This window comes from Snodgrassella sp. W8158, from assembly GCF_016100435.1.
Classification (GTDB): domain Bacteria; phylum Pseudomonadota; class Gammaproteobacteria; order Burkholderiales; family Neisseriaceae; genus Snodgrassella; species Snodgrassella alvi.
Genome location: NZ_JACFSM010000001.1, coordinates 38,034 through 61,831 on the forward strand (window position 1 = coordinate 38,034; position 23,798 = coordinate 61,831).

General features: G+C 40.0%; 24 protein-coding genes and 1 tRNA gene. 12 read left to right on the top strand and 13 right to left on the bottom strand.

Annotation, left to right across the window (positions count from 1 at the left end; genetic code table 11):
- Positions 1 to 164: 164 nt before the first annotated feature.
- Positions 165 to 240: transfer RNA gene (locus H3V11_RS00170), tRNA-Thr, on the bottom strand.
- Positions 241 to 809: 569 nt separating this feature from the next.
- Here H3V11_RS00170 and H3V11_RS00175 point away from each other — a divergent pair.
- Together H3V11_RS00175 and H3V11_RS00180 are read left to right on the top strand one after the other, a co-directional pair.
- Complete coding sequence (locus H3V11_RS00175; protein WP_198223348.1) at positions 810 to 1,325, top strand: RNA polymerase sigma factor; 516 nt, start codon at positions 810 to 812, stop codon at positions 1,323 to 1,325.
- A 99-nt stretch (positions 1,326 to 1,424) separates the two neighbouring features.
- Positions 1,425 to 1,757, top strand: a complete 333-nt coding sequence (locus tag H3V11_RS00180; protein ID WP_084562332.1) for a carboxymuconolactone decarboxylase family protein — start codon at positions 1,425 to 1,427, stop codon at positions 1,755 to 1,757.
- A 162-nt stretch (positions 1,758 to 1,919) separates the two neighbouring features.
- On the opposite strand, the gene H3V11_RS00185 is transcribed toward H3V11_RS00180, so the two are convergent.
- Positions 1,920 to 2,855: a hypothetical protein gene (locus tag H3V11_RS00185; protein WP_198223349.1), complete on the bottom strand. Its 936-nt coding sequence runs from the start codon at positions 2,853 to 2,855 to the stop codon at positions 1,920 to 1,922.
- Between the two features lie 142 nt (positions 2,856 to 2,997).
- Here H3V11_RS00185 and H3V11_RS00190 point away from each other — a divergent pair, with 142 nt between their 5' ends.
- Entirely contained in the window at positions 2,998 to 3,249 is a 252-nt protein-coding gene (locus H3V11_RS00190) for a hypothetical protein (protein ID WP_198223350.1), read from the top strand.
- A 77-nt stretch (positions 3,250 to 3,326) separates the two neighbouring features.
- Here the strand turns inward: H3V11_RS00190 and H3V11_RS00195 are convergent, their stop codons facing one another.
- Positions 3,327 to 4,982 (bottom strand): electron transfer flavoprotein-ubiquinone oxidoreductase, encoded by a 1,656-nt coding sequence (locus H3V11_RS00195; protein WP_198223351.1) that lies wholly within the window; start codon positions 4,980 to 4,982, stop codon positions 3,327 to 3,329.
- Between the two features lie 1,059 nt (positions 4,983 to 6,041).
- Here H3V11_RS00195 and H3V11_RS00200 point away from each other — a divergent pair.
- On the top strand, positions 6,042 to 6,257 hold the full coding sequence (locus H3V11_RS00200) for a hypothetical protein (RefSeq protein WP_198223352.1): 216 nt from the start codon (positions 6,042 to 6,044) through the stop codon (positions 6,255 to 6,257).
- Between the two features lie 109 nt (positions 6,258 to 6,366).
- Here the strand turns inward: H3V11_RS00200 and H3V11_RS00205 are convergent, their stop codons facing one another.
- From H3V11_RS00205 to gshA, 10 genes are all read right to left on the bottom strand, one after another.
- On the bottom strand, positions 6,367 to 6,921 hold the full coding sequence (locus H3V11_RS00205) for a hypothetical protein (RefSeq protein WP_084585695.1): 555 nt from the start codon (positions 6,919 to 6,921) through the stop codon (positions 6,367 to 6,369).
- Positions 6,921 to 7,574: a DUF484 family protein gene (locus H3V11_RS00210; protein WP_084548014.1), complete on the bottom strand. Its 654-nt coding sequence runs from the start codon at positions 7,572 to 7,574 to the stop codon at positions 6,921 to 6,923. The genes H3V11_RS00205 and H3V11_RS00210 overlap by 1 nt, the downstream gene beginning before the upstream one ends.
- On the bottom strand, positions 7,571 to 8,428 hold the full coding sequence (gene dapF / locus H3V11_RS00215; protein WP_198223353.1) for a diaminopimelate epimerase: 858 nt from the start codon (positions 8,426 to 8,428) through the stop codon (positions 7,571 to 7,573). The genes H3V11_RS00210 and dapF overlap by 4 nt, the downstream gene beginning before the upstream one ends.
- A 294-nt stretch (positions 8,429 to 8,722) precedes the next feature.
- On the bottom strand, positions 8,723 to 9,640 hold the full coding sequence (locus H3V11_RS00220; RefSeq protein WP_084548016.1) for a LysR family transcriptional regulator: 918 nt from the start codon (positions 9,638 to 9,640) through the stop codon (positions 8,723 to 8,725).
- A 27-nt stretch (positions 9,641 to 9,667) separates the two neighbouring features.
- On the bottom strand, positions 9,668 to 10,600 hold the full coding sequence (locus H3V11_RS00225) for a DMT family transporter (RefSeq protein WP_198223354.1): 933 nt from the start codon (positions 10,598 to 10,600) through the stop codon (positions 9,668 to 9,670).
- A gap of 162 nt (positions 10,601 to 10,762) precedes the next feature.
- Positions 10,763 to 11,689: an AEC family transporter gene (locus H3V11_RS00230; protein WP_096765950.1), complete on the bottom strand. Its 927-nt coding sequence runs from the start codon at positions 11,687 to 11,689 to the stop codon at positions 10,763 to 10,765.
- A 147-nt stretch (positions 11,690 to 11,836) separates the two neighbouring features.
- The gene (locus tag H3V11_RS00235) at positions 11,837 to 12,244 is read right to left on the bottom strand and encodes a diacylglycerol kinase (RefSeq protein ID WP_198206822.1); all 408 of its coding nucleotides are present in this window, start codon (positions 12,242 to 12,244) and stop codon (positions 11,837 to 11,839) included.
- A gap of 50 nt (positions 12,245 to 12,294) precedes the next feature.
- Positions 12,295 to 13,266 carry a glutathione synthase gene (gene gshB / locus H3V11_RS00240; protein WP_198223355.1) on the bottom strand — a complete coding sequence of 324 codons (972 nt, stop codon included), beginning with the start codon at positions 13,264 to 13,266 and terminating at the stop codon, positions 12,295 to 12,297.
- 69 nt (positions 13,267 to 13,335) lie between these two features.
- On the bottom strand, positions 13,336 to 14,346 hold the full coding sequence (gene trpS / locus H3V11_RS00245; RefSeq protein ID WP_025330971.1) for a tryptophan--tRNA ligase: 1,011 nt from the start codon (positions 14,344 to 14,346) through the stop codon (positions 13,336 to 13,338).
- Between the two features lie 95 nt (positions 14,347 to 14,441).
- A complete protein-coding gene (gshA, locus tag H3V11_RS00250) occupies positions 14,442 to 15,800 on the bottom strand; it encodes a glutamate--cysteine ligase (protein ID WP_198223356.1) in 1,359 nt (452 codons plus the stop codon).
- A 608-nt stretch (positions 15,801 to 16,408) separates the two neighbouring features.
- Here gshA and leuC point away from each other — a divergent pair.
- From leuC to H3V11_RS00290, 8 genes are all read left to right on the top strand, one after another.
- Positions 16,409 to 17,815, top strand: coding sequence for a 3-isopropylmalate dehydratase large subunit (leuC, locus tag H3V11_RS00255; protein WP_198223357.1), 1,407 nt, complete (start codon positions 16,409 to 16,411; stop codon positions 17,813 to 17,815).
- A gap of 95 nt (positions 17,816 to 17,910) precedes the next feature.
- Entirely contained in the window at positions 17,911 to 18,036 is a 126-nt protein-coding gene (locus tag H3V11_RS00260; protein ID WP_078474712.1) for an entericidin A/B family lipoprotein, read from the top strand.
- A gap of 18 nt (positions 18,037 to 18,054) precedes the next feature.
- Positions 18,055 to 18,195, top strand: a complete 141-nt coding sequence (locus H3V11_RS00265; RefSeq protein ID WP_051506459.1) for an entericidin A/B family lipoprotein — start codon at positions 18,055 to 18,057, stop codon at positions 18,193 to 18,195.
- 66 nt (positions 18,196 to 18,261) lie between these two features.
- Positions 18,262 to 18,903 (top strand): 3-isopropylmalate dehydratase small subunit, encoded by a 642-nt coding sequence (gene leuD, locus H3V11_RS00270; protein WP_198223358.1) that lies wholly within the window; start codon positions 18,262 to 18,264, stop codon positions 18,901 to 18,903.
- Between the two features lie 91 nt (positions 18,904 to 18,994).
- Positions 18,995 to 20,065 carry a 3-isopropylmalate dehydrogenase gene (gene leuB, locus H3V11_RS00275; RefSeq protein WP_037392326.1) on the top strand — a complete coding sequence of 357 codons (1,071 nt, stop codon included), beginning with the start codon at positions 18,995 to 18,997 and terminating at the stop codon, positions 20,063 to 20,065.
- 108 nt (positions 20,066 to 20,173) lie between these two features.
- Positions 20,174 to 21,511 (top strand): paraquat-inducible protein A, encoded by a 1,338-nt coding sequence (locus H3V11_RS00280; protein WP_100125981.1) that lies wholly within the window; start codon positions 20,174 to 20,176, stop codon positions 21,509 to 21,511.
- A complete protein-coding gene (gene pqiB / locus H3V11_RS00285; protein WP_174830318.1) occupies positions 21,498 to 23,135 on the top strand; it encodes an intermembrane transport protein PqiB in 1,638 nt (545 codons plus the stop codon). Before H3V11_RS00280 ends, pqiB begins: the two co-directional genes overlap by 14 nt.
- Positions 23,135 to 23,671 carry a membrane integrity-associated transporter subunit PqiC gene (locus H3V11_RS00290; protein WP_025330978.1) on the top strand — a complete coding sequence of 179 codons (537 nt, stop codon included), beginning with the start codon at positions 23,135 to 23,137 and terminating at the stop codon, positions 23,669 to 23,671. The genes pqiB and H3V11_RS00290 overlap by 1 nt, the downstream gene beginning before the upstream one ends.
- Positions 23,672 to 23,798: the final 127 nt, after the last annotated feature.

Consider the following 23,798-nt stretch of genomic DNA (forward strand, 5'->3'; position numbering starts at 1 on the left):
GCTGCAAATATCGTATTTACTTGATTTTGATACAATGGCATAAATCAAAAATATAGATATACTATAAGCTGAAACAATTAGGTTTAAAAGTAGCTGCTGTGAATAGACTGGTAGTCACGAGTTAGGGATAAAATTATTGTAACTAATTGATTTATTTTATCTTATGGTGCCAGTAATAGGAATCGAACCTACGACCTTCGCGTTACGAGTGCGCTGCTCTACCAACTGAGCTATACTGGCTTCCGATTAAGAATACTCTGAATGGCACGCAGTATAGCATAATCGCTCTATACTCACCATTGCTATCCAATTTTATTTATTTGTTAATATAATAGTTTTGACCATAAATATAATATCTGTTTAATTGAGCCCCAAGTTATTTCTGCGCTTTATACCTGAAATTTTTAATGGGGCTTTTAATAATTGAATTGAATATTAAAAATATTCAGATTTTATCTAAAATAATTTATATTTTATTTTCTTCTTCGAGATTAATTTTTGTATCTCAATAAATTAATAAAAGATTTAAAAATTGATATTAGCCGCATTTCGGTCAAACCACATAATCAATTATCTTCTCTCAGATTTATTTTTAATCAGATATTTATAAAAAAATTTTAATAATCAATGTTCATTCAATATTAGATTTTTCCAATTCAGTCTGAATAATAAACTTCGTTCTAAAAATTTAATCAAAATTTTTGAATCCATTCTGTATATTTAGCACTCTATACAGATATGTTGATAAAAATAGATATTTATTCAGGCTTATTCAGCATTAATTTTAAGCAGGATACAGTGGATAAAAAATGAAACAAAACAGAGAGCAACTCATTAAATGTGCCTGTCTGGGTGATGCACATGCACTTAATCAGTTATTGTTCGTATGTCAACCTGACATCAGAAGATTTGCCAGACGAACTTGTTCCACAACAGAAGATGTTGAAGATGCTGTGCAATTCACATTATGGCAGTTACATAAAAAAATCGGTACGCTGAAAACTATCTCTTCTTTTACAAGTTGGTTATTTCGAATTATAGAACGAGAATGTTATCGTTTATTTAAAGTCAGACAATCCAAAAACATTGAAGCCCGGGCAGATATTGATAAGCTGTCTGCATCTTCTACAGATATCGATCTTAAAATAGATCTAACTAATGCAATTATTTCTTTACCTTTGATTTACCGGCAGGTGTTGATTTTGCGAGATATTCAGGAGTACTCCACGCCGGAAATTGCTGAAAAGCTTGGCATCACAGTTGTGGCAGTTAAAAGTCGCTTACACCGTGCCAGATTAATGGTAAAAGAAAAAATTAATTTATAAAAATTTAAATTCAATAATTTATAGACAACATAATAGCTTTGTTCTTTTCGCAGAGAATTTATCAGGAATGTTAGTTTTAAATTTAAACTGGGAGATAAAATGACTAATCAATATCAATCAAGCAATGATTTTAAATACACTGCTGCATTATTAAAATATGCACCCGAAGAAACACAGGCATTTATAGATTTTGACCATAAAACCATCAAACGCAGAGAAGGAAATATTCCGATAAAAACAAGAGAGTTAATTGCTTTAGCCGTAGCACTCACTACACAATGCGCATATTGTATTGATGTTCATATTAAAGGAGCAAAACAAGCAGGAGTAAGTGAAGAAGAATTAGCAGAATTAATTTCAATTTCAGCTTCTGTAAAAGCAGGCGCAACCATGGCACATGGTTTGCTGGCAATGCGTTTATTTGAGCAATAAAATAGTTGATTCAGTAAAACAGTAATAAATACTTATGTATATACCTTGTAGGAGCAGCTATTTAAATTTTCTGGATTTCTAACTGGCATATAAAACTGAGTACACTCGAATGGCTAGTGTACTCAATAACATTATCTATATTACATCTAAGCAAGGCCTGATTTAGCGCTGTTTTTTCTTAAAATTATTCATAACCTGTGTCAGATTATGCTGCAGTACATCCTCTACTGCTCCGGGTACTTCGGCCATTAATTCACGCTGTAATGTGGTTACCAAACCGGCTGTATGCTTTTGTACTGCAACACGAACCATACCTGCTAATACATCAGTAAGATGCGGACGTAATTTTTCAGTTAACTGTTGCAGTAAAGCCTGCTCGGAAATACAGGTTACTGCCCTGTTAGCTGTACCACGCGGTTCTATGACATGCATATGTACATGAATGATTGGCTGTTCATTATCGCTGGTAGCAGAAAGCTCATCTTCTGTTTTCTGCCGGCTTACTTCTGTTGGTATAACAGTAGACTGTTTGCCTTTTAGCTGGATAGTACAGTTTGAAGGCAGATTTTCATCAACAGGAGCGCTTTGTAAACAGTTTTGTGCAGCCAGCCAGTCTTCCTGAATAAGCAAGGCTGTATCATTTAATGCAGATTCCTGCTTTTGCGCTTCTAGTGTACTTTGCTGCTGCCATTGTTTCAGATAAGCCCGATAAACTCGCTCACGCTGTACTGGATCAAGTAAAACTTCAGCAGGCTGGGATGTGGATACCGTTTTCGGCTCTGGCTCAGTTTGTCTATTACGATTTTTTATCGTATTGGTAACTATCGGAGGCACATTGAAATCATGCGAACGTCTTCTGGTTTTAGGTATAGATAACGGCGGTGCATCTGATATAACTTCTTCCTGACGGTTTGACCGGCTATCTTGCTTTTTTTTGTGCTGGCGCAACTGCTCAAGACTGCGCTCCCATTCGGGCATAGTCTCTGTAGTCATTTTTGCAGAGCTGACAGTTGAATTAGCGACAGATTGCTGTTCAGGCAGATCATCACTCAAAGTAAAAACAAATTGGTTTTGTTGTTCATACTGATTTTTCACCATGCCCCCACTTCTGATCAGTCCGGTATATTTTAACTGGCTATGCATATTTTTATGTAAGCCATATCTGAGTAATTATAGCAACTTTTATAGGTTAAAATGCTAAAATAAACTACATAGTGTTCAATTAAATTAGGAATAACACATGAGTACCATTGAACAGCGAATAGAGTTTCTGGAAGAAAGCAACGAGGCTCTGATTATGCAAAACCGGGTGCTGGCCACCGCAATTAAAGGTCTGCTGCGTGCGCTGCCTGCAGACATAGCTGAGTTGGCTACTGAGTCCATACGCACGGCTTTTGATAATGAAATTGCGGAATTACAGTATGAGGAAAATCCGCAAGTAGAATTATTTCACGATGCCACTTATGCATTTTTTCACGAACGTGAACATTAAACCTAAACAGGCTGGCAATAGTATAATTGCCAGCCTGTTTAATTAAATAGATTCAGTTAAAATAAATTATTATTTTCTTACATCTCTGCATAATTGGGTCCGCTTCCACCCTCAGGACAAACCCAGTTAATATTCTGCTCAGGGTCTTTAATATCACAGGTTTTACAGTGCACGCAGTTTTGCGCATTAATCTGTAAATGCGGTTCACCGGCCTGATCTACAATTTCATAAACACCAGCCGGACAATAGCGTGTTTCCGGACTGCCATATTCACGATAATTGACAGATATCGCCAGCTCAGGATTATTCAATTTTAAATGTACGGGCTGATTCTCATCATGGCTGATACTGGCAAGATAAACACTACTCGTACGGTCAAAGGTTAATTTACCATCCGCCTTGGGATAATCAATAGGCCGGCATTCTTGTGCTTTTCGTAAAGATGCATAATCCGGACTTTGATGACGTAGCGTCCACGGTGCCTTACCTCTGAAAATATATTCTTCAAGTCCGCTATAGGCCAGACCGCCAAACAGCCCCCATTTAAATGATGGCCGGATGTTTCGTACTTTATGTAACTCATGATACAGCCAGCTGTTTCGAAACACTTCACTATATTTCACTGCTTCAGTATTACTATCATCACTGACATGTTCCTCTTTTAATACCTCAGCAATAGCTTCTGCTGCCAGCATACCTGACTTCATTGCCGCATGAATGCCTTTGATTCGGGGAACATTCAGAAAACCGGCAGTATCTCCGACAAGCACGCCACCCGGAAAAGTCAGTTTGGGCAAACTTTGCAACCCACCTTCGCTTAATGCACGGGCCCCATAAGCAATACGGGTACCACCCTCAAGCACCTCCCGGATAGCCGGATGGGTTTTATAGCGCTGCATTTCAGAAAATGGTGACATATACGGATTCTGATAATCCAGTCCGACCACAAACCCGACAGCAACTTTGTTATCATTTAGGTGATAAAGAAACGCACCACCATAAGTTTTCCGGTCTAGCGGCCAGCCAATTGAATGAATGACTGTGCCTGGTTTGGATTTTTCCGGGGCAATAGACCACAATTCTTTGATACCAATTCCATAAGTCTGACTCTGACAATCTTTATCCAGCTGAAACTGCCGGATTAAAGTTTTGGTAAGCGAGCCCCGACATCCTTCTGCAAATATGGTCTGTTTTGCCAGTAACGCCATACCCTGCTGATAATTACTTCCCGGTTGTCCGTCTTTATTCAGTCCCATATCACCGGTAGCAATTCCGCGTACGGAACCATCAGGATGATAAAGAACTTCTGCAGCTGCAAAACCAGGATAAATCTCTACCCCCATTTCCTCAGCCTGCTGTGCCAGCCAGCGACAAAACAACCCCAGACTAATAATATAATTACCATGATTATTAAAGCTGGACGGAGTAAGTAAACGATAAGCTTTTTTTTCAGTCAGAAACAGCAGCCGGTCTTCTTTAACTGCACAGGTTAAAGGTGCGCCTTTTTCTAGCCAGTTTTCAATCAGTTCAGATAATGAACGCGGGTCAATGACGGCTCCCGAAAGAATATGCGCCCCCACTTCAGAACCTTTATCGACAATGCATACACTAATGTCACGTTGCTCTTTAGCTGCAAGTTGCTTTAATCGTATGGAAGCAGCTAATCCAGACGGTCCGGCACCAACAATCACTACATCATAATGCATGCTTTCACGTTCTATGGATTCTGTCATGGTCGATTTCCTGCATTGAAACAATGATAACTAAATCTACGGCAGACATAAACAATATACATATACCGTATAATAAAAACTGGCATTATATCGAACAATGACTAGATATATCGACTACACTGATTAACGAATTTATATCTTAATTTAGTAATCAAACAGACAAAATATTATATATAGAATTAATTTCGAACCCATTTGATCAAATAATAAATATTGACGAAAGCAGGTAAATTAAACTTACCCGTAATTACCTCTAACTTAATAAAAGTATTTAACGTAAATTTTGTTTATTTGAAAACCGTTTTTCACTCTACTTAAAAAGTTCAAACGACTTACATCTTTACTACCAATTAATACTTCACAATAAAAACTGTAAAAACTATAAATATAACAGCAAGAAATTAATCAGCCCTTCAAGCCTTCAAGAAAGAATCAAAATATATCTGTTATCAGATATGCTTTTCAACAATCTATGTAAATTATCCATCGTAGAATTACAGTCACAACGATATTAATAATTTATATTTAAATAAAAAAATATAAATATTATATAGTTATGTATAAATTAAACCCATCAGTAAAATATAGCTGATTTTTTCTATTGCTTTTCATCAAATATCACCACTGTTAGTAAACGCTAATCAGATATTGAGTATATAAAACAACAAACATGTAAATTTGTTGTAAAAAAGCAACTGTCTCGATTACTAATAATTTAAGCACATAATTACTTTTTAATAACAATATTGTTGCTTAATATTTATTTTTATTAAAATTTATCAATACTTTATATTTTAAATTACAACACCTTTCCATGGGCGCGGGTAGAAGTAAATACACTATCAATCCATGTTTTCAACTATATACATGTATCAAAGAAACTACTTATTTAACGAAAATACACACTTGGCTGATTGCATTAGTTTGCAAGGCGGGGCATAATTCGCTTTGCACAAGTTATGCGCACTATAGCTATTTATTGACGAATGATATAGTGTGCAAAAACTGGATTTCCATCACTAAAGTAATACTTTTTGATACAAGTTAAGGTACATAATCATGAAAAAATCTTTATTAGTTGCTGCAGCTCTGATGTCTTTGTTCTTGGCTGCCTGCAATGATAAAAATGAAACTCCGGCTGCATCTGCTGCATCTGAAGTTTCTGCTCCTGCTACAGCTTCTGAAGCAGCTCCGGCTTCTGAACCAGCTCCAGCTCAGGCTTCTGAAGTTTCTGCTCCTGCTGTAGCTTCTGAAGCTTCTGCTGCTTCTAACTAAGCACAAGAAATCAAAAAAGCCAGACTGGAAAGTCTGGCTTTTTTGTTGCTTAATCGTATCGAGTAATATAATAAAATTATTCAAGCAACCTGTATTGATTAAAATTTTTTTACAGTTTGCCTCTGAAACTCATCATCAAATATAACAACTGTTCAAATAAACAGAAAAATAATACAGTTCGTACACTCCAGAGAGGTTTTTCAGTTTCTGTACTGCGTAAAAATAGCAGAAGCATTATTATCCACTGACTTCCTATCCAGAAAACCGGTTGCCAGACAAACATCTGGAATAAAGTGACCAGTAATGGAATTTGCAGGATAACATTTTTCACTAAGCATAATACCAAAACCAAACAAACAACCAAGGCACTAAACTGCAACCAGCCACCATACAGCAACGCAGTTAAATATGCACTTTGTTTCAGCTGATCGCGCCGATGCAGAGCAAAACATGAACCGAGTAAGATATACACTGGCATCAAATACAGATTTAGTGGCTTAAATAAATCAGCAATACCCGGTAATATCAGGCTACTCATTGCGGCCAGAATTATCCAGAGTACCAGTGAAACAACCAGCCAGCCATAAATACGGTATTTATAGCATTGCCAGATAAATACTCCTGTATATACCAATACAACTGCATAACTGATTAGCGTACCCATTAACGCACCAGTTTCAGCAAACGTGCAAGCACAGCCGCCATATTATCAGCTATAGCTGCGACCCATTCAGTAGACATATCAGGGGAAAAATGTGCTTCATCTTCATGCCCAATTACCAGAATAGCCAGCGTCTGTTCTTTCCAGCGTAAAGGTAATTGCAAAAAGCTTTCCAGTCGCGGTTGTTCAGGCAATAATTCCAGTAAAGCAGCAACCGGTAAAGCGCCACAAGCAGGGGCAGTTAATTTTTTACCAATAACCTTAAATTTCTCATTCACATGTAAATTTACAGGTACACGAACATTTTTAGGAATATCCGCAGTGATGATTAGTGCATGATAAGGTAAAGTAAATTCATTGTTTAATCCATCGCTGATTGCCCGCTGCCATTGTGCCAGAGTATTGACGATAAGCAGACGCTGAGTAAACGCCATAAATTTGGCCATTAATGTATGGTTAGCATCAGCATCGCCCAGCATTTGAATAAGCTGTGAGGCCATTTTTTCAGTTTTTTGCTGCATTACCTGCATTTTGCCCTGTTGAAATGACAATATTTTGCTTTCAATCGGGCGCAGATTAAATTCAGCGGCATGTTCGTATAACCACTGTGGCTGTGCATGTAAAAATTTTAGTACTTCAGCTTCCTTAATACTCATAAGTAATTTATCTCTCCTTCAAATACAGTCTCTGCCGGTCCGGTCATCCAGACATGCGCATCAGGTTTCTGCTGCCAGCTTATTGATAGCTGCCCGCCAGGTAAATTCACTTGTACCGGTTTATCATCACCCAGTAAGCCCAGACTGATTCCGGCCACAACCGCAGCACAGGCACCGGTACCGCATGCCTGTGTTTCTCCGACACCTCGTTCAAACACACGCAAATAAATCTCTCGTGGCGCTTTTATCTGCATAAATCCGACATTAACCCGCTGAGGAAACTGTCTGTGACTTTCAATGGCTGCACCAAGCCGGTGCACGGGCGCATGATTAATATCTTCTACAACCACCACTGCATGCGGATTACCCATATTGATACAGGTCACACTAACGGTATCAGCTCCGACAACCAGTTCATGGCTGATACTCTTGGCATCATTTTCATCAACAGCCGCAAACGGAATCTGTTCCGGTGCAAACAGCGGTATACCCATATCCACTGTTACCAGCCCATCTTCATTCAATCGCGGCACAATTATTCCGCCGGCAGTTTCTACCACAATCTGTTTTTTACTGGTTAATCCTTTATCATAAACAAAACGGGCAAAGCAGCGTGCACCGTTACCACATTGCTCTACTTCGGAGCCATCTGCATTAAAAATACGATAACGAAAATCAGCATTCGGTGTCTGCGGTGCCTCAATCAGCAGAAGCTGATCAAATCCCACCCCTGTATGGCGCTGAGCCCATGCAGCGATTGGTGCTGTATCCGGATAAAATTTCTGGCTAATTCCGTCTATCACCATGAAATCATTACCCAAACCATGCATTTTAGTAAATTTTAGTTTAGTCATATGCCATTCAGTCTGTCATCACAACTGGTTTAAGCAGCTATGATACCGATTTATCACCGTAACGATAAGTTCTGCACTGAACTAATTAGCAAATATCTTTATCCGGAAAAAATACAATTATCTTGAAAACAGGCGTTACTGATCACTAAATCAGCTATTTTATTTACAATTAACCTGAATAGCCCGATTATTTTGCCGGCAAGAGAAAATAGCAGCAAAAGATTTTGTCAATTTATCAAACAGAACCTATTCAGATAAATAAATCTGTTTATATAAATTATGCAGAAAAACTGATTATTTTATTTGTTTACTGAAATAATCAATAAAAACTTGTAGTTTTGCCGAATTTTTATTGCTTTGCGGATAAAGAAAACAAAACTCCCATTGATTATCCTGAGAACATTCCGGTAATATTTCGACCAGCTTGCCGGATTGTAACTCTTCCTGAACAGCAAATCGAAAAAGCTGAACAATACCATTGCCATTAATGGCCAGAAATTTTGTTGCCAGCATACTGTCAAATACGTGTATCTGATCAGTTCCATTACTGTGTGCTGTGCTTTTATCTATATATTTCCATGAAAATTTTTTATTATTCTGGCTGATACTGAAATTGATACACTTATGATTTTGAATATCAGCCGGTTCATATATTATATTATTCTCAGACAAATATTCAGGACTGGCAAACAAACCGGATGTGGCACAATATAATTTCCTTTTAACTAAAAATGGTTCCAGTCTGGTATCCGGCTGAATCAGTCTTACAGCAATATCATAAGTTTCCGTTACAAAGTCAATATTGCGGTTTGTTACATGAAAGTCAAGCTTAAGCTGCGGATACTGTGCACAAAAGCATTTTACATAGGGTATTATTTTATAATTAAAAAAAGTTTCCGGAACGCTTATTTTCAATTTACCGGAAATTGCCTCTTTGTTTACTTTCAGTGCCTTTTCGGTACTGATTAATGACTCCAGAACTTCAGTACATTTTGTATAATAAATTCGTCCTTCTGGCGTTAATTTTGTTTTACGAGTATTGCGACTAAATAATTCAACCCCTATTCTTTCCTCAAGACGCTTAATTGAACGACTGACTGCTGCCGGTGTAATATTCAGATATTGTGCAGCTGTAGAAAAATTTTCATTTTCAGCAGCCGTCAAAAACAATTCAAGACTAGCTATATGCATGCTTTTTAAACGTTTTTTCATTCTGATAATGCTTTAAATCATTTGAATCTAATCATTAGTCTGTTGATTATTTCGCATAAAAATATTATTTAGCACCAACGCGACCAAAGTTATAGCCATACCGCACATTTCCACTACAGAAATTTTATGCCCCTGAAAAATTCCGATAACAGACGAAATAACCGGTACCAGATTAACAAACAAAATACCATTAACTGCACCCAGACCTTTAATACCGGCATTCCAGCTAATGATAACCAGCGCAGTGATAATCAGTATAAAAATATCCAGCCTGCTTGCTAATATGGCTTTCATTTCCGGCCTGCCGGCATATCCCAGCAAAGTCGCAATCATAGTTATTGCTATGATGGTTAACATCCCTAATGAGGAGCTCAGAGCGGTTATACGCAATGCACTCCAATCATATTTTGAAATCATCGTATTGGCAAAATAAGTATATATTACCCAGCAAACAGTTGCTGTGAGTAATAATATGTCGCCGATAAAACTTGATGAGGCAAGTAAATGGCTAAAATTTCCATCGGTAATAACCAGAACAATACCAGTAAAAGCCAATAGCATGCAGATGATTGTGCGAAAATCCGGCAAAATGCGATGAATTATTGAAAATAAAATCAGGGATAATAAAGGCATTAAAGCCAGAATAATCGTTGCATGTTCGGCTGATGAGAATCCTATACCGATAAATGTAAAAAAATTCAATCCGGCAAAACCGATACTACCGAAAAACCAAAGCTGCAAAGTTTTATTTTCTGTTCGAAAACTCTGTTTTCCTTCCTGAATAATCAATACCAGACTAACCAGCAGGGCACCAGGCACATAGCGAATACAGGTAAGATAATAACCATCAATACCAGAAGAAACAGCATGTTTTGAGGCAGGATACATAATTCCCCAGCCTGCAACCGTGATTAATAAATACAAGATACTTTTATAATTTTGCAGCTGACTGACTTTCATATCATTAAACCTGATTCAGTATTAAATTTTTTATTTTTATAGCAGTTCTCAGGTAAAAGTGCATTACAGCAGCCGTAAGAACAGTTATTACATCAGGTAATAACTGTTATTAAATACAGATATCTCAACCAGAAGCATTTGTAAGAATTTTATTTATATTATTTATAAATGCATAACCGGAGGCTGAACTAGCATCAGAACAACAGGCAAAGTAATTAAACTTAAAACCGTGCTGATAAAGGTAGCTGTAGATACAAGCTGTGGTCTGGTATTGAACTGGACAGCCAGTAATGTAGTGTTAGCCGCGGTAGGCATTGCCGCCAGCACTATAAGCACTTTTTTAGCCATTAGATCTATTGGCATAAAATATACAAGCAGCATTGCCCACAGAGGTGAAATCAGTAATCGGATAACCAGCGCAAAACTGATTTTGGCTGCTTCAATCTGCCTGATATGCAATGTAGCCAGCTGCATGCCCAGAATCAGCATAATTACCGGAATAGATGAATCCCCGATCATGCCCACTGCCAGCATAATTTCCTTACTTAAAGGAATATGCAGTAATTGAAATATTAATCCGAACAATGCGCCATAAATAATCGGCATTCGTAAGACTTTTTTCAGTACGGTATTCTGGCTAATACCATCAACATCGCTACTGCCTTTAGCAGCATAATAAGTGCCGATGGTGCTCATAATAAATTGCTGTAATACCATCAGAATAACAGCAATATCAAAACCGGCACTACCAAAAAATACCAGAATTACCGGAGTGCCATAATTACCGTTATTCATAAAGCATGAAGCCAGAATCAGAGCACAATTATCCTGATTTTTATAATGACAAAATGCCGACCAGAGATAAACCAGTATAATCAGCCCGACACACAATGCCAGAACATAGAAAGCATAATAAACATAAGCACTGGTTAACGGGTGATTATAGAAAGTTTTGAAAGCCAGAAAGGGAGACAGAATATACAAAGACATTTTTGATAAACCGGCAATATCAAATTTCAATGTCTTCTGAGCGATAAAACCAGTGACGAAAATACCAAACACCGGTAATAAAATCAGCAAGAAATGCATTGTCTGCCCTTTCCTTCTCAGTATATCTGCCAGATATGTATATATTCTGCTATATGAAGAAAATGTAAATAGTTTGGCAATATTTTTCAGAATCAGGCTGTCATTATTATGTAATTATTCTGCCCTGATCCTAAATTTAATTGTGACTTAAAACCAGTTTACAAAATAGTCGCACCACAATGCCATTGACCATAGTACAGCCAGCAATAACATAGTTAATAATTGAGCGGCTGAAGCTGTATCTTTGGCTCGCTTTGCCAGAGGATGCTTTTCCAGCGAAGTATGATCTACTGCAGCTTCAATAGCAGTATTAAATAATTCCACAATCCAGCTTAAAAACGATGCCATGATTAATACCATTCGTGTCAGGCTACCAAAATCCAGCACAAATACAAGTACAATCAATACACTATTTAATGCCAGCAGCTGGCGAAAAGCCGATTCACTGCAAGCCGCCTTCAAACCCGCCAGAGAATAACCATAGGCATTGAATATACGGCGCAAGCCCTTTTTACCTTTAATCGATGTTGCAAACGATTGATTATTTTCAGGCATGATCAAATATTATCCTTGTTATATTGAATTTTTAATTGAGTTTTTAAGTATCAAACCGGAGAGCCATATAAACGGGCAGCTTCTTCCACTGCATCAGCAAAAAATGCCGGTACATTACAATCAGTCTGGTTGGTAATTTCCTGAAAACCTGTCGGGCTGGTTACATTAATTTCAGTGAGGTAATCACCAATAACATCCAGACCGGCAAGTAAAATCCCTCTGCGTACCAGTTTCGGAGCAAGTGTTTCTGCAATTTGCTGATCTCGTTGACTCAATGGCTGAGCCACACCCTTTCCACCAGCAGCCAGATTTCCGCGCGTTTCACCCTGCTGAGGAATACGAGCCAGCGCATACGGAACGACTTTTCCACCAATAACCAATATACGTTTATCACCATGCACAATTTCCGGAATATAACGTTGTGCCATGATAGTTCGACTATCCAGATGCATCAGCATTTCCAGAATACTGCCGATATTGGGATCGCTTAGCGTCAGACGAAAGATACCCATTCCTCCCATACCATCCAGAGGCTTAATAATAATGTCATGATGCCGGGTTAAAAATTCACGTATATCTGCAGCGCGGGTAGTAACCAGTGTTGGTGCGGTAAGCTCAGGAAAATTCAGAATAGCCAGTTTTTCATTAAAATCACGCATAGCCTGACCACTGTTATATACATGCGCACCCTGATTAGCAGCCAGAGTCAGCAAATGAGTAGCGTACAGATACTGCATATCAAAAGGCGGATCTGTACGCATGATTACTGCATCAAAACTATTTAAGGTACATTGCTGCTGAGATAAAACATTAAACCATGCATGGTCATATTTATCTTTTGCTCCAATAAAATCAAATTCATCTGTCTTTGCTGTCACATACTCATTTTGCACACTCAAGTCACCCGCTAAGGTGTGAAACAGTTTCCAGCCCCGCTGAGACATTTCGCGCATCATGGCATAAGTCGTATCTTTATAAGTCTTGAAACTCGCCATCGGGTCTGCAATAAATAAGATTTTCATTGAATTTACCTGTTAGAATTTTATCCGGCCAGGATAAAATTATTCCCGTCCGGATAATTACCACATTATTTATTTAAGTGAGCGGATACCCACAGCTTCACGTACCGCTTCCAGCAAAGGTTTTGCTGTCTGACGTGCTTTTACTGCTCCAGCCTGCAAAATATCCTCAATTAAGGATGGTTGTGCGTTAAGCTGCTCGAAACGTTCACGTTTTTCAGCCAGTTCTTCATTAATTTTTGCAGCCAGAATTTTTTTAGCCTCACCCCAGGCCAGCCCGTCAGCCAGCATCTGAGTAAACTGTAAAGTTTCTGCCGGAGTCGAAAATGCTTTATAAATATCAAACAGCGGACTTTCATCCGGTTGTTTGGCTTCACCAGGTTCTTTCAGATTGGTAACAATTTTATTAACAGCTTTCTGCAACTTTTTCTCAGACTCAAACAATGGAATGGTATTGCCATAACTTTTGCTCATTTTCCGGCCGTCCAGCCCTACCAGAGTTTCAACGTTGTCATCAATTTGAGCTTCCGGTAACGTAAATAACGGTTTATAACGATGATTAAATCGTCCGGCAATATCACGCGCCATTTCAAGATGCTGAATCTGATCACGCCCTACCGGTACTTTATCCGCATTAAACATCAGGATATCCGCGCTCATTAGCATCGGATAACAGAACAGTCCCATTTCAACTCCGTGATCCGGATCTTCCTGCCCTTTTTCTGCATTTTCCTGTACCGCAGCTTTATAGGCATGTGCCCGGTTCATCAAACCTTTGGCTGTATTACAGGTAAGTATCCAGTTCAATTCCATTACTTCAGGAATATCCGTCTGACGGTAAAAAGTTGTCCGTTCCGGATCAAGACCGCAGGCAAGCCAGGTTGCTGCTACAGCTTTGGTAGATTCATGTACTTTTTCAGGTTCATGACATTTAATCAACGCATGATAATCAGATAAAAACAGAAAAGATTCTACTTCTGAGTTCATACTTGCTTGTATTGCCGGACGAATTGCCCCTACGTAATTACCCAGATGCGGAACTCCGCTTGGTGTTACACCAGTTAAAACACGAATTTTTTTCATTATAAACACTTACTTTAAAAATAAATTTTTATTAATACTGAGGCCGGTTTTCATACTTTTAACATTCAGCAAATCATTTAATCAATCTGGATAAATTAAACCGCCGGTTCAGACATATTTTCCAACTCAATGGCAGCGGCCAGAAGTGACAGTCTGGCCAGAACTCCGTAAACATATAAGCGGATACTTTCACAATCTCTGGCCTGAGTGACATTTTCTGTTTGCGGTATGCCCAGCTGTTCCCATGGTTTAAATTCCCGTTTGCTGGCTGCTTCTTCAGCGCTCTGAGTATCCAGAGAAGCAATATTGCATTGTAATGGTACAAAATGCATACCAACTGCATTAAGATTTTCATCTGGTCCGCGATCCTGATGTACCCGGTAAAAACCACCAATGACAAACCGGTCCATCATATATACCACAGGCTCGGCTGTTGCCCCATTCAGCGTTTCATAAGTATAAATTCCTTCCTGTACAATTACTTCGCTTACTTCCAGGCCTTCTTTGATTTTAGCCATTTTATTACGTTTTTTACGATTTAAACCGCATACTTCTTCAGCAGAATGCACACTCATGACACCCATACCATAAGTACCGGCATCGGCTTTAACAATAACAAATGGCTTATCCTGAATACCTAATTCATCGTATTTGTGCTGAATACGCTGCAATAATCTTTCGACAGTTTCAGCCAGCCGGTTTTCTCCTTCATGACTGGTAAAATCCAGACCACTGCATACTTCGAAGTAAGGATTAATTGTCCACTCATCTATACCTACTAATTGTGCAAACTCAGAAGCTACCTGATTATAGGCCTGAAAATGTGTACTTTTACGCCTTGTAGTCCACCCTGCTTTTAACGGAGGCAATAATGTTTGCTCCAAACCCTGCAATATTTCCGGCACACCGCCAGATAAATCATTATTCAGGAGAATCATGCAAGGAGTGAAACCGTCGGCCAGCTGTAAAAGATTGCCCTGTCGCTGTACCGGTTCCAGCGTAATGTGATCACCCAGCGCTGTTTCCAGCGTAGTAACCTCTGTAATCTCAGGATTCAGGGTTCCGATACGAACATCTAATCCGACATGGCGCAAGATAGAATACAGCGCATAGACATTTTGTAAATAAAAAGTGTTGCGCGTATGATTTTCGGGGATCAGTAAAACTGATTGTGCATCTGCACAGGCACGTTCTACGGCATCCTGTGCTGCTACTGATGCCAGCGGAAGAAAAACGGGATTCAGATTATTAAATCCGCCCGGAAACAGATTCATATCTATGCTGGCTAATTTATATCCGCTGTTACGAATATCCACAGAACCGTAAAAAGGAGCGTGGTGATGTCGCCATTGAGCACGAAACCATGATTCAATCTGTGTTTGACTGGCTAAAATTGCACGTTCAAAATCCTGCAATTCTTCACGATGCGCTGAGGCTACATCAGGTAAACTCATATTTCATTCCTTTCTACATTCATACCCAGCATTTTTGCTGCACATGCGGTATTCTATATAATTTTGCCAGTTCAGAGGGTATTCTTTTTAAGTTTGGCTCAACTAAAGGTTTTATTTTCTGACAGATTCAAGCAGGCAACCATAAATATAAACCAAACCAGTCACAAGAATATAACACAATGAAAATATTAATTTTTTAATATAAAAATTTAGATATCAACAGATAAACTATCCTTTGTACATACTTTTTTCTGATTACTACCGAATATATAAACACATTTTATTAAGTTAACACAGATATCCAGATAAAAGCATCGCTTACTATTATTTGAATAATTGCCAGCTAGCTTGAAACCAACAACTTTTAATCTTTATAAAACAGCAACTATTATCTATAGTCTTCACCACACATGATTCAGATTAACCAGCTTAAATCAAATAGATTTATGGAGAATTCAAACAGGCAAATTAGACATTTAGTCTAAAGTATTCGATAATTTTGCTTATTTTAGTCCAAAATTTGATTTTTTAGACAAAATACTTGTAAAACCACCTTAACAGTATTAAGATGCATCACACATAAAACATAACAAAACAAAGCTACTACAATGAATGCACAAACCTTGTATGAAAAACTGTGGAATAGCCATATTGTCCAAGAACAGGCTGATGGTACAGTTTTACTTTATATTGACCGCCATCTTGTACATGAAGTAACCAGTCCGCAGGCTTTTGAGGGACTGAAACTTGCTCACCGTCCGCTTTGGCGTGAACAAAGCATTGTGGCGACTGCTGACCATAACACACCGACCGATCACTGGGACGAAGGAATTACTGACCCGATATCCAAACTTCAGGTCAATACACTGGATAAAAATATTCGCGAATTCGGTGTAGAGAAATATTATCCGTTTAAAAATATCAATCAGGGTATTGTGCATGTTGTCGGACCTGAACAGGGAGCAACTTTACCTGGGATGACTGTAGTATGTGGTGATTCACACACCTCTACACATGGTGCATTCGGGGCACTTGCTCATGGTATTGGCACATCAGAAGTAGAGCACGTGATGGCAACACAGTGTATTACTGCGAAAAAATCAAAAACCATGCTAATTAAAATCGATGGCGCCCTCAAAACAGGTATCACAGCCAAAGATATTGCTTTATATATTATCGGGCAAATTGGTACAGCCGGCGGTACAGGCTATGCAATTGAATTTGGCGGCGAGACTATTCGTAATCTTTCTATGGAAGGTCGCATGACCTTATGTAACATGGCCATTGAGGCTGGTGCCCGCTCCGGTTTGGTTGCCGTCGACCAGACAACTATTGATTATATTAAAGACCGTCATTTTGCACCTCAGGGTGAGCTGTGGGATCAGGCTGTCGGCTACTGGCACACTTTAGTATCCGATGAAGGCGCACATTTTGATAAAACCTACCACTTTAATGCTGCTGATATAGAACCACAGGTAACATGGGGAACATCACCCGAAATGGTGATTGCAGTCAATCAGCAAGTACCAGACCCGGCTACTGAAACTGATCCGGTTAAACGGGAAGGTATGCAGCGCGCACTGCAATACATGGGATTAACAGCTGGTACCCCAGTTAACGAGATTCCGGTTGATGTTGTTTTTATTGGTTCCTGTACAAACGGACGAATTGAAGACCTACGCATTGCTGCCAGTGTCGCAGAAGGACATCACAAAGCAGATAATGTAAAAAGGGTATTGATTGTGCCCGGTTCCGGTCTGGTTAAGCAGCAGGCAGAAGCAGAAGGACTGGATAAAATCTTTACAGCAGCCGGATTTGAGTGGCGTGAACCGGGATGCTCAATGTGTCTGGCCATGAATGCAGACCGTTTACAGCCGCAGGAGCGCTGTGCCTCAACGTCTAACCGGAATTTTGAAGGCAGACAGGGCAACGGCGGACGTACTCATCTGGTTAGTCCGGCGATGGCAGCTGCTGCTGCCATTACTGGACATTTTACCGATGTGCGACAGATATAAAGTGAATAACTTGCAGTTTTAAGCCAGCACGTGCATGATAAGCATGTAGTTCTGATTGAATTTGTTAATATTTATCTTTGTTGAAGGAGTACGGTATGAAAAAAATGTTGTTAATTGCTGCAATGGTTATGGCCGTAGTTACTGGTTGCCACACAATTCACGGTGTGGGACAGGATGTCAAAGCTGGTGGTCAACATTTATCCAATGCTGCCAACAGATAACAATACAAGGATAAAATCATGAAAAAATTAATGCTTTTGAGTCTTGCTATTGTTGGTTTTCTGGCCGGTTGTCATACTGTTTCCGGTGTAGGTCGCGATATTTCTGCCGGCGGTCAGGCTGTAAGTAATGCTTCTGACAACGTACGTTCAGAAATGTAACTGCATGCAAGCCCGCAAGGGCTTGCATAAAATTCAATCATAAACTACAAAATACTAAAATACCGCATGAAATCTTTTACCACTCTTACTGCACTCGTAGCACCTCTTGACCGTGCTAATGTAGATACTGATGCAATCATTCCCAAACAATTTCTTAAATCCATTAAACGCAGCGGCTTCGGGCCGAATGCATTTGATGAATGGCGTTATCTGGATCATGGTGAGCCAGGTATGGATAACAGTAAACGTCCGCTAAATCCTGATTTTGTGCTTAATCAGCCATGTTATCAGGGCGCGCATATTCTGCTCACACGGAAAAACTTCGGTTGCGGCTCCAGCCGTGAGCACGCTCCCTGGGCTCTGGATGATTATGGATTCCGTGCCATTATTGCACCTTCTTTTGCTGATATCTTTTTCAATAACTGCTACAAAAATGGTTTATTACCTATCGTTCTGCCTGAAGAAACTGTTGATCTCCTATTTCACGATGTGACAGCTCACGAAGGTTATCAGCTAAATATTAATCTTCCGAAACAAACTGTTAACACGCCAGACGGAAAACATTATCATTTTGAGATTACTGAACACCGCAAACACTGTCTGCTTAACGGTCTGGATGAAATCGGACTGACATTGCAACATGCTGATGCTATCAAAGCATATGAAAATAAACATAAGCAACAACAACCATGGCTGTATCAGCTCTGACTGAATCAGAAATTTTCAATCATTTATACTCTGACAAACTAACTGACAACTCAAAATTATCAGTCATTAATCGATAAGCAGAAAGAATAAAATGAGCAAACATATTGCTATTCTTCCGGGTGACGGTATCGGACCGGAAATCATCGGACAAACCGTACGCGTTCTGGACAAACTGATTGCAGAGGGGCTGGATGCAGATTATCAGTATGCACCATTGGGAGGAGCAGCCTATGATGAATACGGACATCCCTACCCTGAATTTACTCAGAATATCTGTCGTCAGGCAGATGCAGTATTGCTTGGCGCAGTTGGCGGTCCTCAATACGATAAACTGGAACGTTCTTTACGCCCCGAACGCGGTCTGCTGGCCATACGCAAAGACCTCAATCTTTTTGGCAATCTGCGTCCGGCAATCCTCTATCCAGAACTGGCCAATGCTTCTACATTAAAACCGGAAGTAGTTTCTGGACTGAATATTCTTATTGTGCGTGAATTAACCGGCGATATTTATTTTGGCGAACCGCGCGGAATTCATACATTAGCTAACGGTGAACGCGAAGGTATCAACACCATGCGTTACAGTGAGAGTGAAATTCGCCGTATCGGTAAAATAGCGTTTGAAGCAGCACAAAAACGCAACAAAAAACTTTGTTCCGTCGATAAAGCCAATGTACTGGAAACAACAGAGTTATGGCGTGAAATCATTACAGAAATGAGTAAAGATTATCCTGATGTCAGCGTCAGCCATATGTACGTAGACAACGCCGCCATGCAACTGGTTAAAGCACCTAAGCAATTTGACGTTATTGTAACAGGCAATATCTTCGGTGATATTCTTTCTGATCAGGCTTCAATGCTTTCCGGCTCTATTGGTATGCTGCCCTCCGCTTCTCTTAATGAAACCGGTAAGGGCATGTATGAACCCTCCCATGGTTCTGCTCCTGATATTGCCGGTCAGAATCTGGCTAATCCACTGGCTACTATACTTTCTTTAGCGATGCTTTTACGTTACAGCCTGAATAACGAAGATGCGGCTCAGCGAATTGAAGCAGCTGTTGGCAAAGTGCTGGCTCAAGGTTTGCGGACAAGTGATATATTTGAAGAAGGTTGTACGCGTATTTCATGCAGCCAGATGGGTGATGCCGTACTTGCTGCGTTATAAGATAATTGCACATTATCATTAAATTACGTATATTAAACTTAACAGAGAATTTATATCTCTGTTAAGTTATTTTTTATATAGCTATTTTTATAATTGAAATTTGATATCTTGAGCTACCGTTCCACACAACAGGCGCAAACTTCATTAACTGACTTGCCAGATGGCAGCCTGCCGGCACATCATGTTGGCTGCCCCTGCTGTGGTCTTTCTCTGTCTATTCCTTCGCTGACTCCCGGCGAATATGCTCATTGCCCCCGTTGCAGGCAGCATCTGGTCAGAATTGAACATCATCCACTGGATACGCCAACAGCTTATGCTATTGCTTCATTAATTATCATGTTAATTGTGTATACACAGTTATACATGAGCATAGATTTACTTGGCATACATGTAGAGCTAACTATTCCGTATATGGTTGAGACACTGGCCCAGCAGGATTATTCTTTGCTGGCGGAAGTCATGTTCCTGTTAACTTTTGGTTCGCCGGTACTGTTTCTGTTATTGTGTCTGTACGTATACACAGGTTTGCGCTACCGGCAGATATTACCCGGTATGCTATACGCTACCCGTACACTGGTTCGTCTGCGCCACTGGATTATGGTCGATGTATTTTATATTGCCACACTGGTAGCTTATATTAAAATCAGTGGTATGGCACAAATTCATTTCGGACTTGCTTTCTGGCTGATGATGGTACTGGCCATTTTACTTATCCGCACTTCTCAGGGTGTACCTGAACACTGGATTTTTTATCAGATACAGCGCCTTACCGGCAATGATCCTGTTTTACAGAACAATAGTGCTGATACCATCAACTGTAATTATTGTCTTTTTGAGCAACCAGCCAGCCTGAATGTATGCAGCGTCTGCGGTTCGTATCTGAGCCGCCGTAAACCGTTAAGTCTGAGCATTAGTATGGCCTTTCTGCTGGCAGCCATTATTTTCTATATACCGGCTAATTTATTGCCGATGATGATTACCCGCTCGCCGGGCACCAATCTTTCTAGTACCATTCTTGATGGTATAGAATACATGTGGAATGATGGTGACGTTTTAATTGCAGTTGTTATATTCAGTGCCAGTATGGCCATTCCCATATTGAAAATTATTTCTATGCTGGTTCTACTGTATTCTGCTGCTTACCGGCCATTAATGTCTGCACACAAATTAACCATACTCTACCGTATTACCGAATCAATCGGGCGCTGGTCAATGATTGATATATTTGTCGTTATCATTCTCATGTCGGCATTTTCCACACCACTGGCTAATGTAACCCCGGGTGCTGCCACCATTTACTTTTGTGCAGTTGTCATCCTGACCATGGTTTCTGCACTGAGTTTCGACCCGCGTTTACTCTGGGATGAAGCAGTACAACAAAGAAAACACCATAAACCTCATTATAAAAACAGCAGTAAAAGGCATTCTCATCATGAGCCAATCTGATAATCAGACGCCGCAGGCAACTGCCACAGTAAAACGTAATCCACCCTTTAACGTACTGGTGTGGATTATTCCGGTACTGGCATTATTAACCGGTGCATGGCTGCTTTTTCAGCATCTGCGCCATACAGGGCCGGAAATTACTCTGTATATAAAAGACGCAGACGGGATTGAAATTAACACGACTACCATTAAAGTCATGAACGTCACCGTCGGTAAAGTTACTGCAATCAGAATCAGCCCGGATGAAAAAGGCGTACAAATCAAAGCGCAGATGACAGCTGACGTCAAAAATATGCTACGTAAAGACACTCAGTTCTGGATTGTTAAACCACGCATAGATCAGAGTGGTATTACCGGCCTGAATACCTTAGTTTCCGGTTCATATATCGCTTTTACTCCGGGGCACAGCAAAGAAAGAGCAGAAACATTTACAGTTGCTGATTTACCTCCGGTTACTGCCATATCGCAAAGTGGTATACGTTTGCGTCTGAAAGGCCACAGTGACAAGCTGCTTAATCCGGGTAGCCCGGTGCTTTACGGAGATATCAGTGCCGGACAAATTGAAAAAGCCTATTTTGACCCTAAAGACAACAGTGTACATTATCAGGTCTACATCAATAGTCCGTATGACAGTCTGATAGGCGACAAAGTTAAATTCTGGTTGCAGACCGGCCTGCAGATTACTGCTTCTGGCGGCGGTGTACATATTGATTCTGCGCCCATACCCGCACTGCTCTCGGGTGCAATCGTATTCAAAACCATGTTTGAAGGTAAAGGCAATCCTGTTGCCAACAACACTGAATTTACTCTCTACAATAGCGAACGGGAGCTGGATAACCTGCCGACAAACCGTGCTCAATACTATGTTGTATTCTTCCAGCAGTCTGTACGCGGACTCAGCGTTGGTGCTCCGGTAGAATATCAGGGTATTAATATCGGTTCTGTTGCAGATGTACCTTACTTTGCCCTGAATGACAGCCATAAACTCTTCCAGCATGGCTGGATACCAGTACGTTTACGTATTGAGCCGGGACGTATGGAAATAAATGCCGGCAAACAAGATGATAAAATCTGGCAGCAGCAAATCCAGCAGGCACTTAATCTGGGGTTATCTGCATCTCTGGAAAAAGACAATCTGATTACTGGTAATCAGTATATTAGTTTATCTCAGGCGCAAGCGGGAGAATCACTGTTTAAACCCGTAGCACAATATCAGGGATATACCGTTATCAGCAGCACCCATACCGGACTTGATATGATCCAGAATCAATTGACTGCACTATTAGCCAAAATGAATAAGCTGCCTATAGAAAACACCATGAAACAGCTGGATATGACACTGGCGCAATTAAAAACGACTCTGGCCAGTGCAGACCGCTTGTTATCACAAAATAAAACTCAGCAACTACCTGCTGAGCTGGCGGCTACTCTGAAAGAATTACGGACTACATTACAAGGTGTATCCAGCACCTCACCTCTATATGGTGATATTCAGCAAACTCTGAAAAGTATTGACAGCACCCTGAAAGATGCACAGCCAACACTGAAAACCCTGAAACAACAACCCAATGCCCTGATTTTTAATCGTCGCGGGCATGATCCGGAACCAAAAGGAGCCAGATAATGAAAATTTTGTTACCACTTGTCTGTGCTGTCAGTCTGACGCTTGGTGCATGTGCCGGTAATCCGATTACCTACTATCAGCTACCCGGCAGTAACTATCAATTACCGGCCGGCAGCCAGAGAATTCCGGTACAACTTAAAGTGGTACTGGCTGAGCGCCTTAATCAGGGGAATTTAGTTTATCAGGACAGTCCGACAACTCTGCACTTTGCCCAGCAGCATCTATGGGCTGATGATCTTGGCGATGAAATTAGTCAGACACTGGCCAATGAACTTAATAAACAAAGTATTCGCTATCTGTTTACTCCTGAAAATAAAACTAAAACCACACTAACTGTATATATACAGTCTTTTCAAGGTAGCTATGATGGTTATATCTACATCAGTGGTTACAGCAGCTGGCAGGGTATTAATAATGAACAAGGTCAGAACTTTAATGTCCGACTACCTCAGCAAGGCAATGGCTACAATAATATGGTTAATGCTCTGGCTCAAGGACTCAGTAATGTAGCCAAAAGCATTGCTCCATATAATTAATTATTGCAATACTAACCAGGATCGCAGTTTGGCCTAATAAGCACATTTGACAATTTTTTTCTAAACGGGACATACCGTTACTAATTCAAGTGCATAAGATGGCAATTCAGTAAATGAAAATGCAGAT

Excerpts from the sequence above, each read along its gene's own strand:
- H3V11_RS00175 (WP_198223348.1), top strand. The coding sequence starts at position 810 with ATGAAACAAAACAGAGAGCAACTCATTAAATGTGCCTGTCTGGGTGAT.
- H3V11_RS00180 (WP_084562332.1), top strand. The coding sequence starts at position 1,425 with ATGACTAATCAATATCAATCAAGCAATGATTTTAAATACACTGCTGCA.
- H3V11_RS00185 (WP_198223349.1), bottom strand. The coding sequence starts at position 2,855 with ATGGTGAAAAATCAGTATGAACAACAAAACCAATTTGTTTTTACTTTG.
- H3V11_RS00190 (WP_198223350.1), top strand. The coding sequence starts at position 2,998 with ATGAGTACCATTGAACAGCGAATAGAGTTTCTGGAAGAAAGCAACGAG.
- H3V11_RS00195 (WP_198223351.1), bottom strand. The coding sequence starts at position 4,982 with ATGACAGAATCCATAGAACGTGAAAGCATGCATTATGATGTAGTGATT.
- H3V11_RS00200 (WP_198223352.1), top strand. The coding sequence starts at position 6,042 with ATGAAAAAATCTTTATTAGTTGCTGCAGCTCTGATGTCTTTGTTCTTG.
- H3V11_RS00205 (WP_084585695.1), bottom strand. The coding sequence starts at position 6,921 with ATGGGTACGCTAATCAGTTATGCAGTTGTATTGGTATATACAGGAGTA.
- H3V11_RS00210 (WP_084548014.1), bottom strand. The coding sequence starts at position 7,574 with ATGAGTATTAAGGAAGCTGAAGTACTAAAATTTTTACATGCACAGCCA.
- dapF (WP_198223353.1), bottom strand. The coding sequence starts at position 8,428 with ATGACTAAACTAAAATTTACTAAAATGCATGGTTTGGGTAATGATTTC.
- H3V11_RS00220 (WP_084548016.1), bottom strand. The coding sequence starts at position 9,640 with ATGAAAAAACGTTTAAAAAGCATGCATATAGCTAGTCTTGAATTGTTT.
- H3V11_RS00225 (WP_198223354.1), bottom strand. The coding sequence starts at position 10,600 with ATGAAAGTCAGTCAGCTGCAAAATTATAAAAGTATCTTGTATTTATTA.
- H3V11_RS00230 (WP_096765950.1), bottom strand. The coding sequence starts at position 11,689 with ATGCATTTCTTGCTGATTTTATTACCGGTGTTTGGTATTTTCGTCACT.
- H3V11_RS00235 (WP_198206822.1), bottom strand. The coding sequence starts at position 12,244 with ATGCCTGAAAATAATCAATCGTTTGCAACATCGATTAAAGGTAAAAAG.
- gshB (WP_198223355.1), bottom strand. The coding sequence starts at position 13,266 with ATGAAAATCTTATTTATTGCAGACCCGATGGCGAGTTTCAAGACTTAT.
- trpS (WP_025330971.1), bottom strand. The coding sequence starts at position 14,346 with ATGAAAAAAATTCGTGTTTTAACTGGTGTAACACCAAGCGGAGTTCCG.
- gshA (WP_198223356.1), bottom strand. The coding sequence starts at position 15,800 with ATGAGTTTACCTGATGTAGCCTCAGCGCATCGTGAAGAATTGCAGGAT.
- leuC (WP_198223357.1), top strand. The coding sequence starts at position 16,409 with ATGAATGCACAAACCTTGTATGAAAAACTGTGGAATAGCCATATTGTC.
- H3V11_RS00260 (WP_078474712.1), top strand. The coding sequence starts at position 17,911 with ATGAAAAAAATGTTGTTAATTGCTGCAATGGTTATGGCCGTAGTTACT.
- H3V11_RS00265 (WP_051506459.1), top strand. The coding sequence starts at position 18,055 with ATGAAAAAATTAATGCTTTTGAGTCTTGCTATTGTTGGTTTTCTGGCC.
- leuD (WP_198223358.1), top strand. The coding sequence starts at position 18,262 with ATGAAATCTTTTACCACTCTTACTGCACTCGTAGCACCTCTTGACCGT.
- leuB (WP_037392326.1), top strand. The coding sequence starts at position 18,995 with ATGAGCAAACATATTGCTATTCTTCCGGGTGACGGTATCGGACCGGAA.
- pqiB (WP_174830318.1), top strand. The coding sequence starts at position 21,498 with ATGAGCCAATCTGATAATCAGACGCCGCAGGCAACTGCCACAGTAAAA.
- H3V11_RS00290 (WP_025330978.1), top strand. The coding sequence starts at position 23,135 with ATGAAAATTTTGTTACCACTTGTCTGTGCTGTCAGTCTGACGCTTGGT.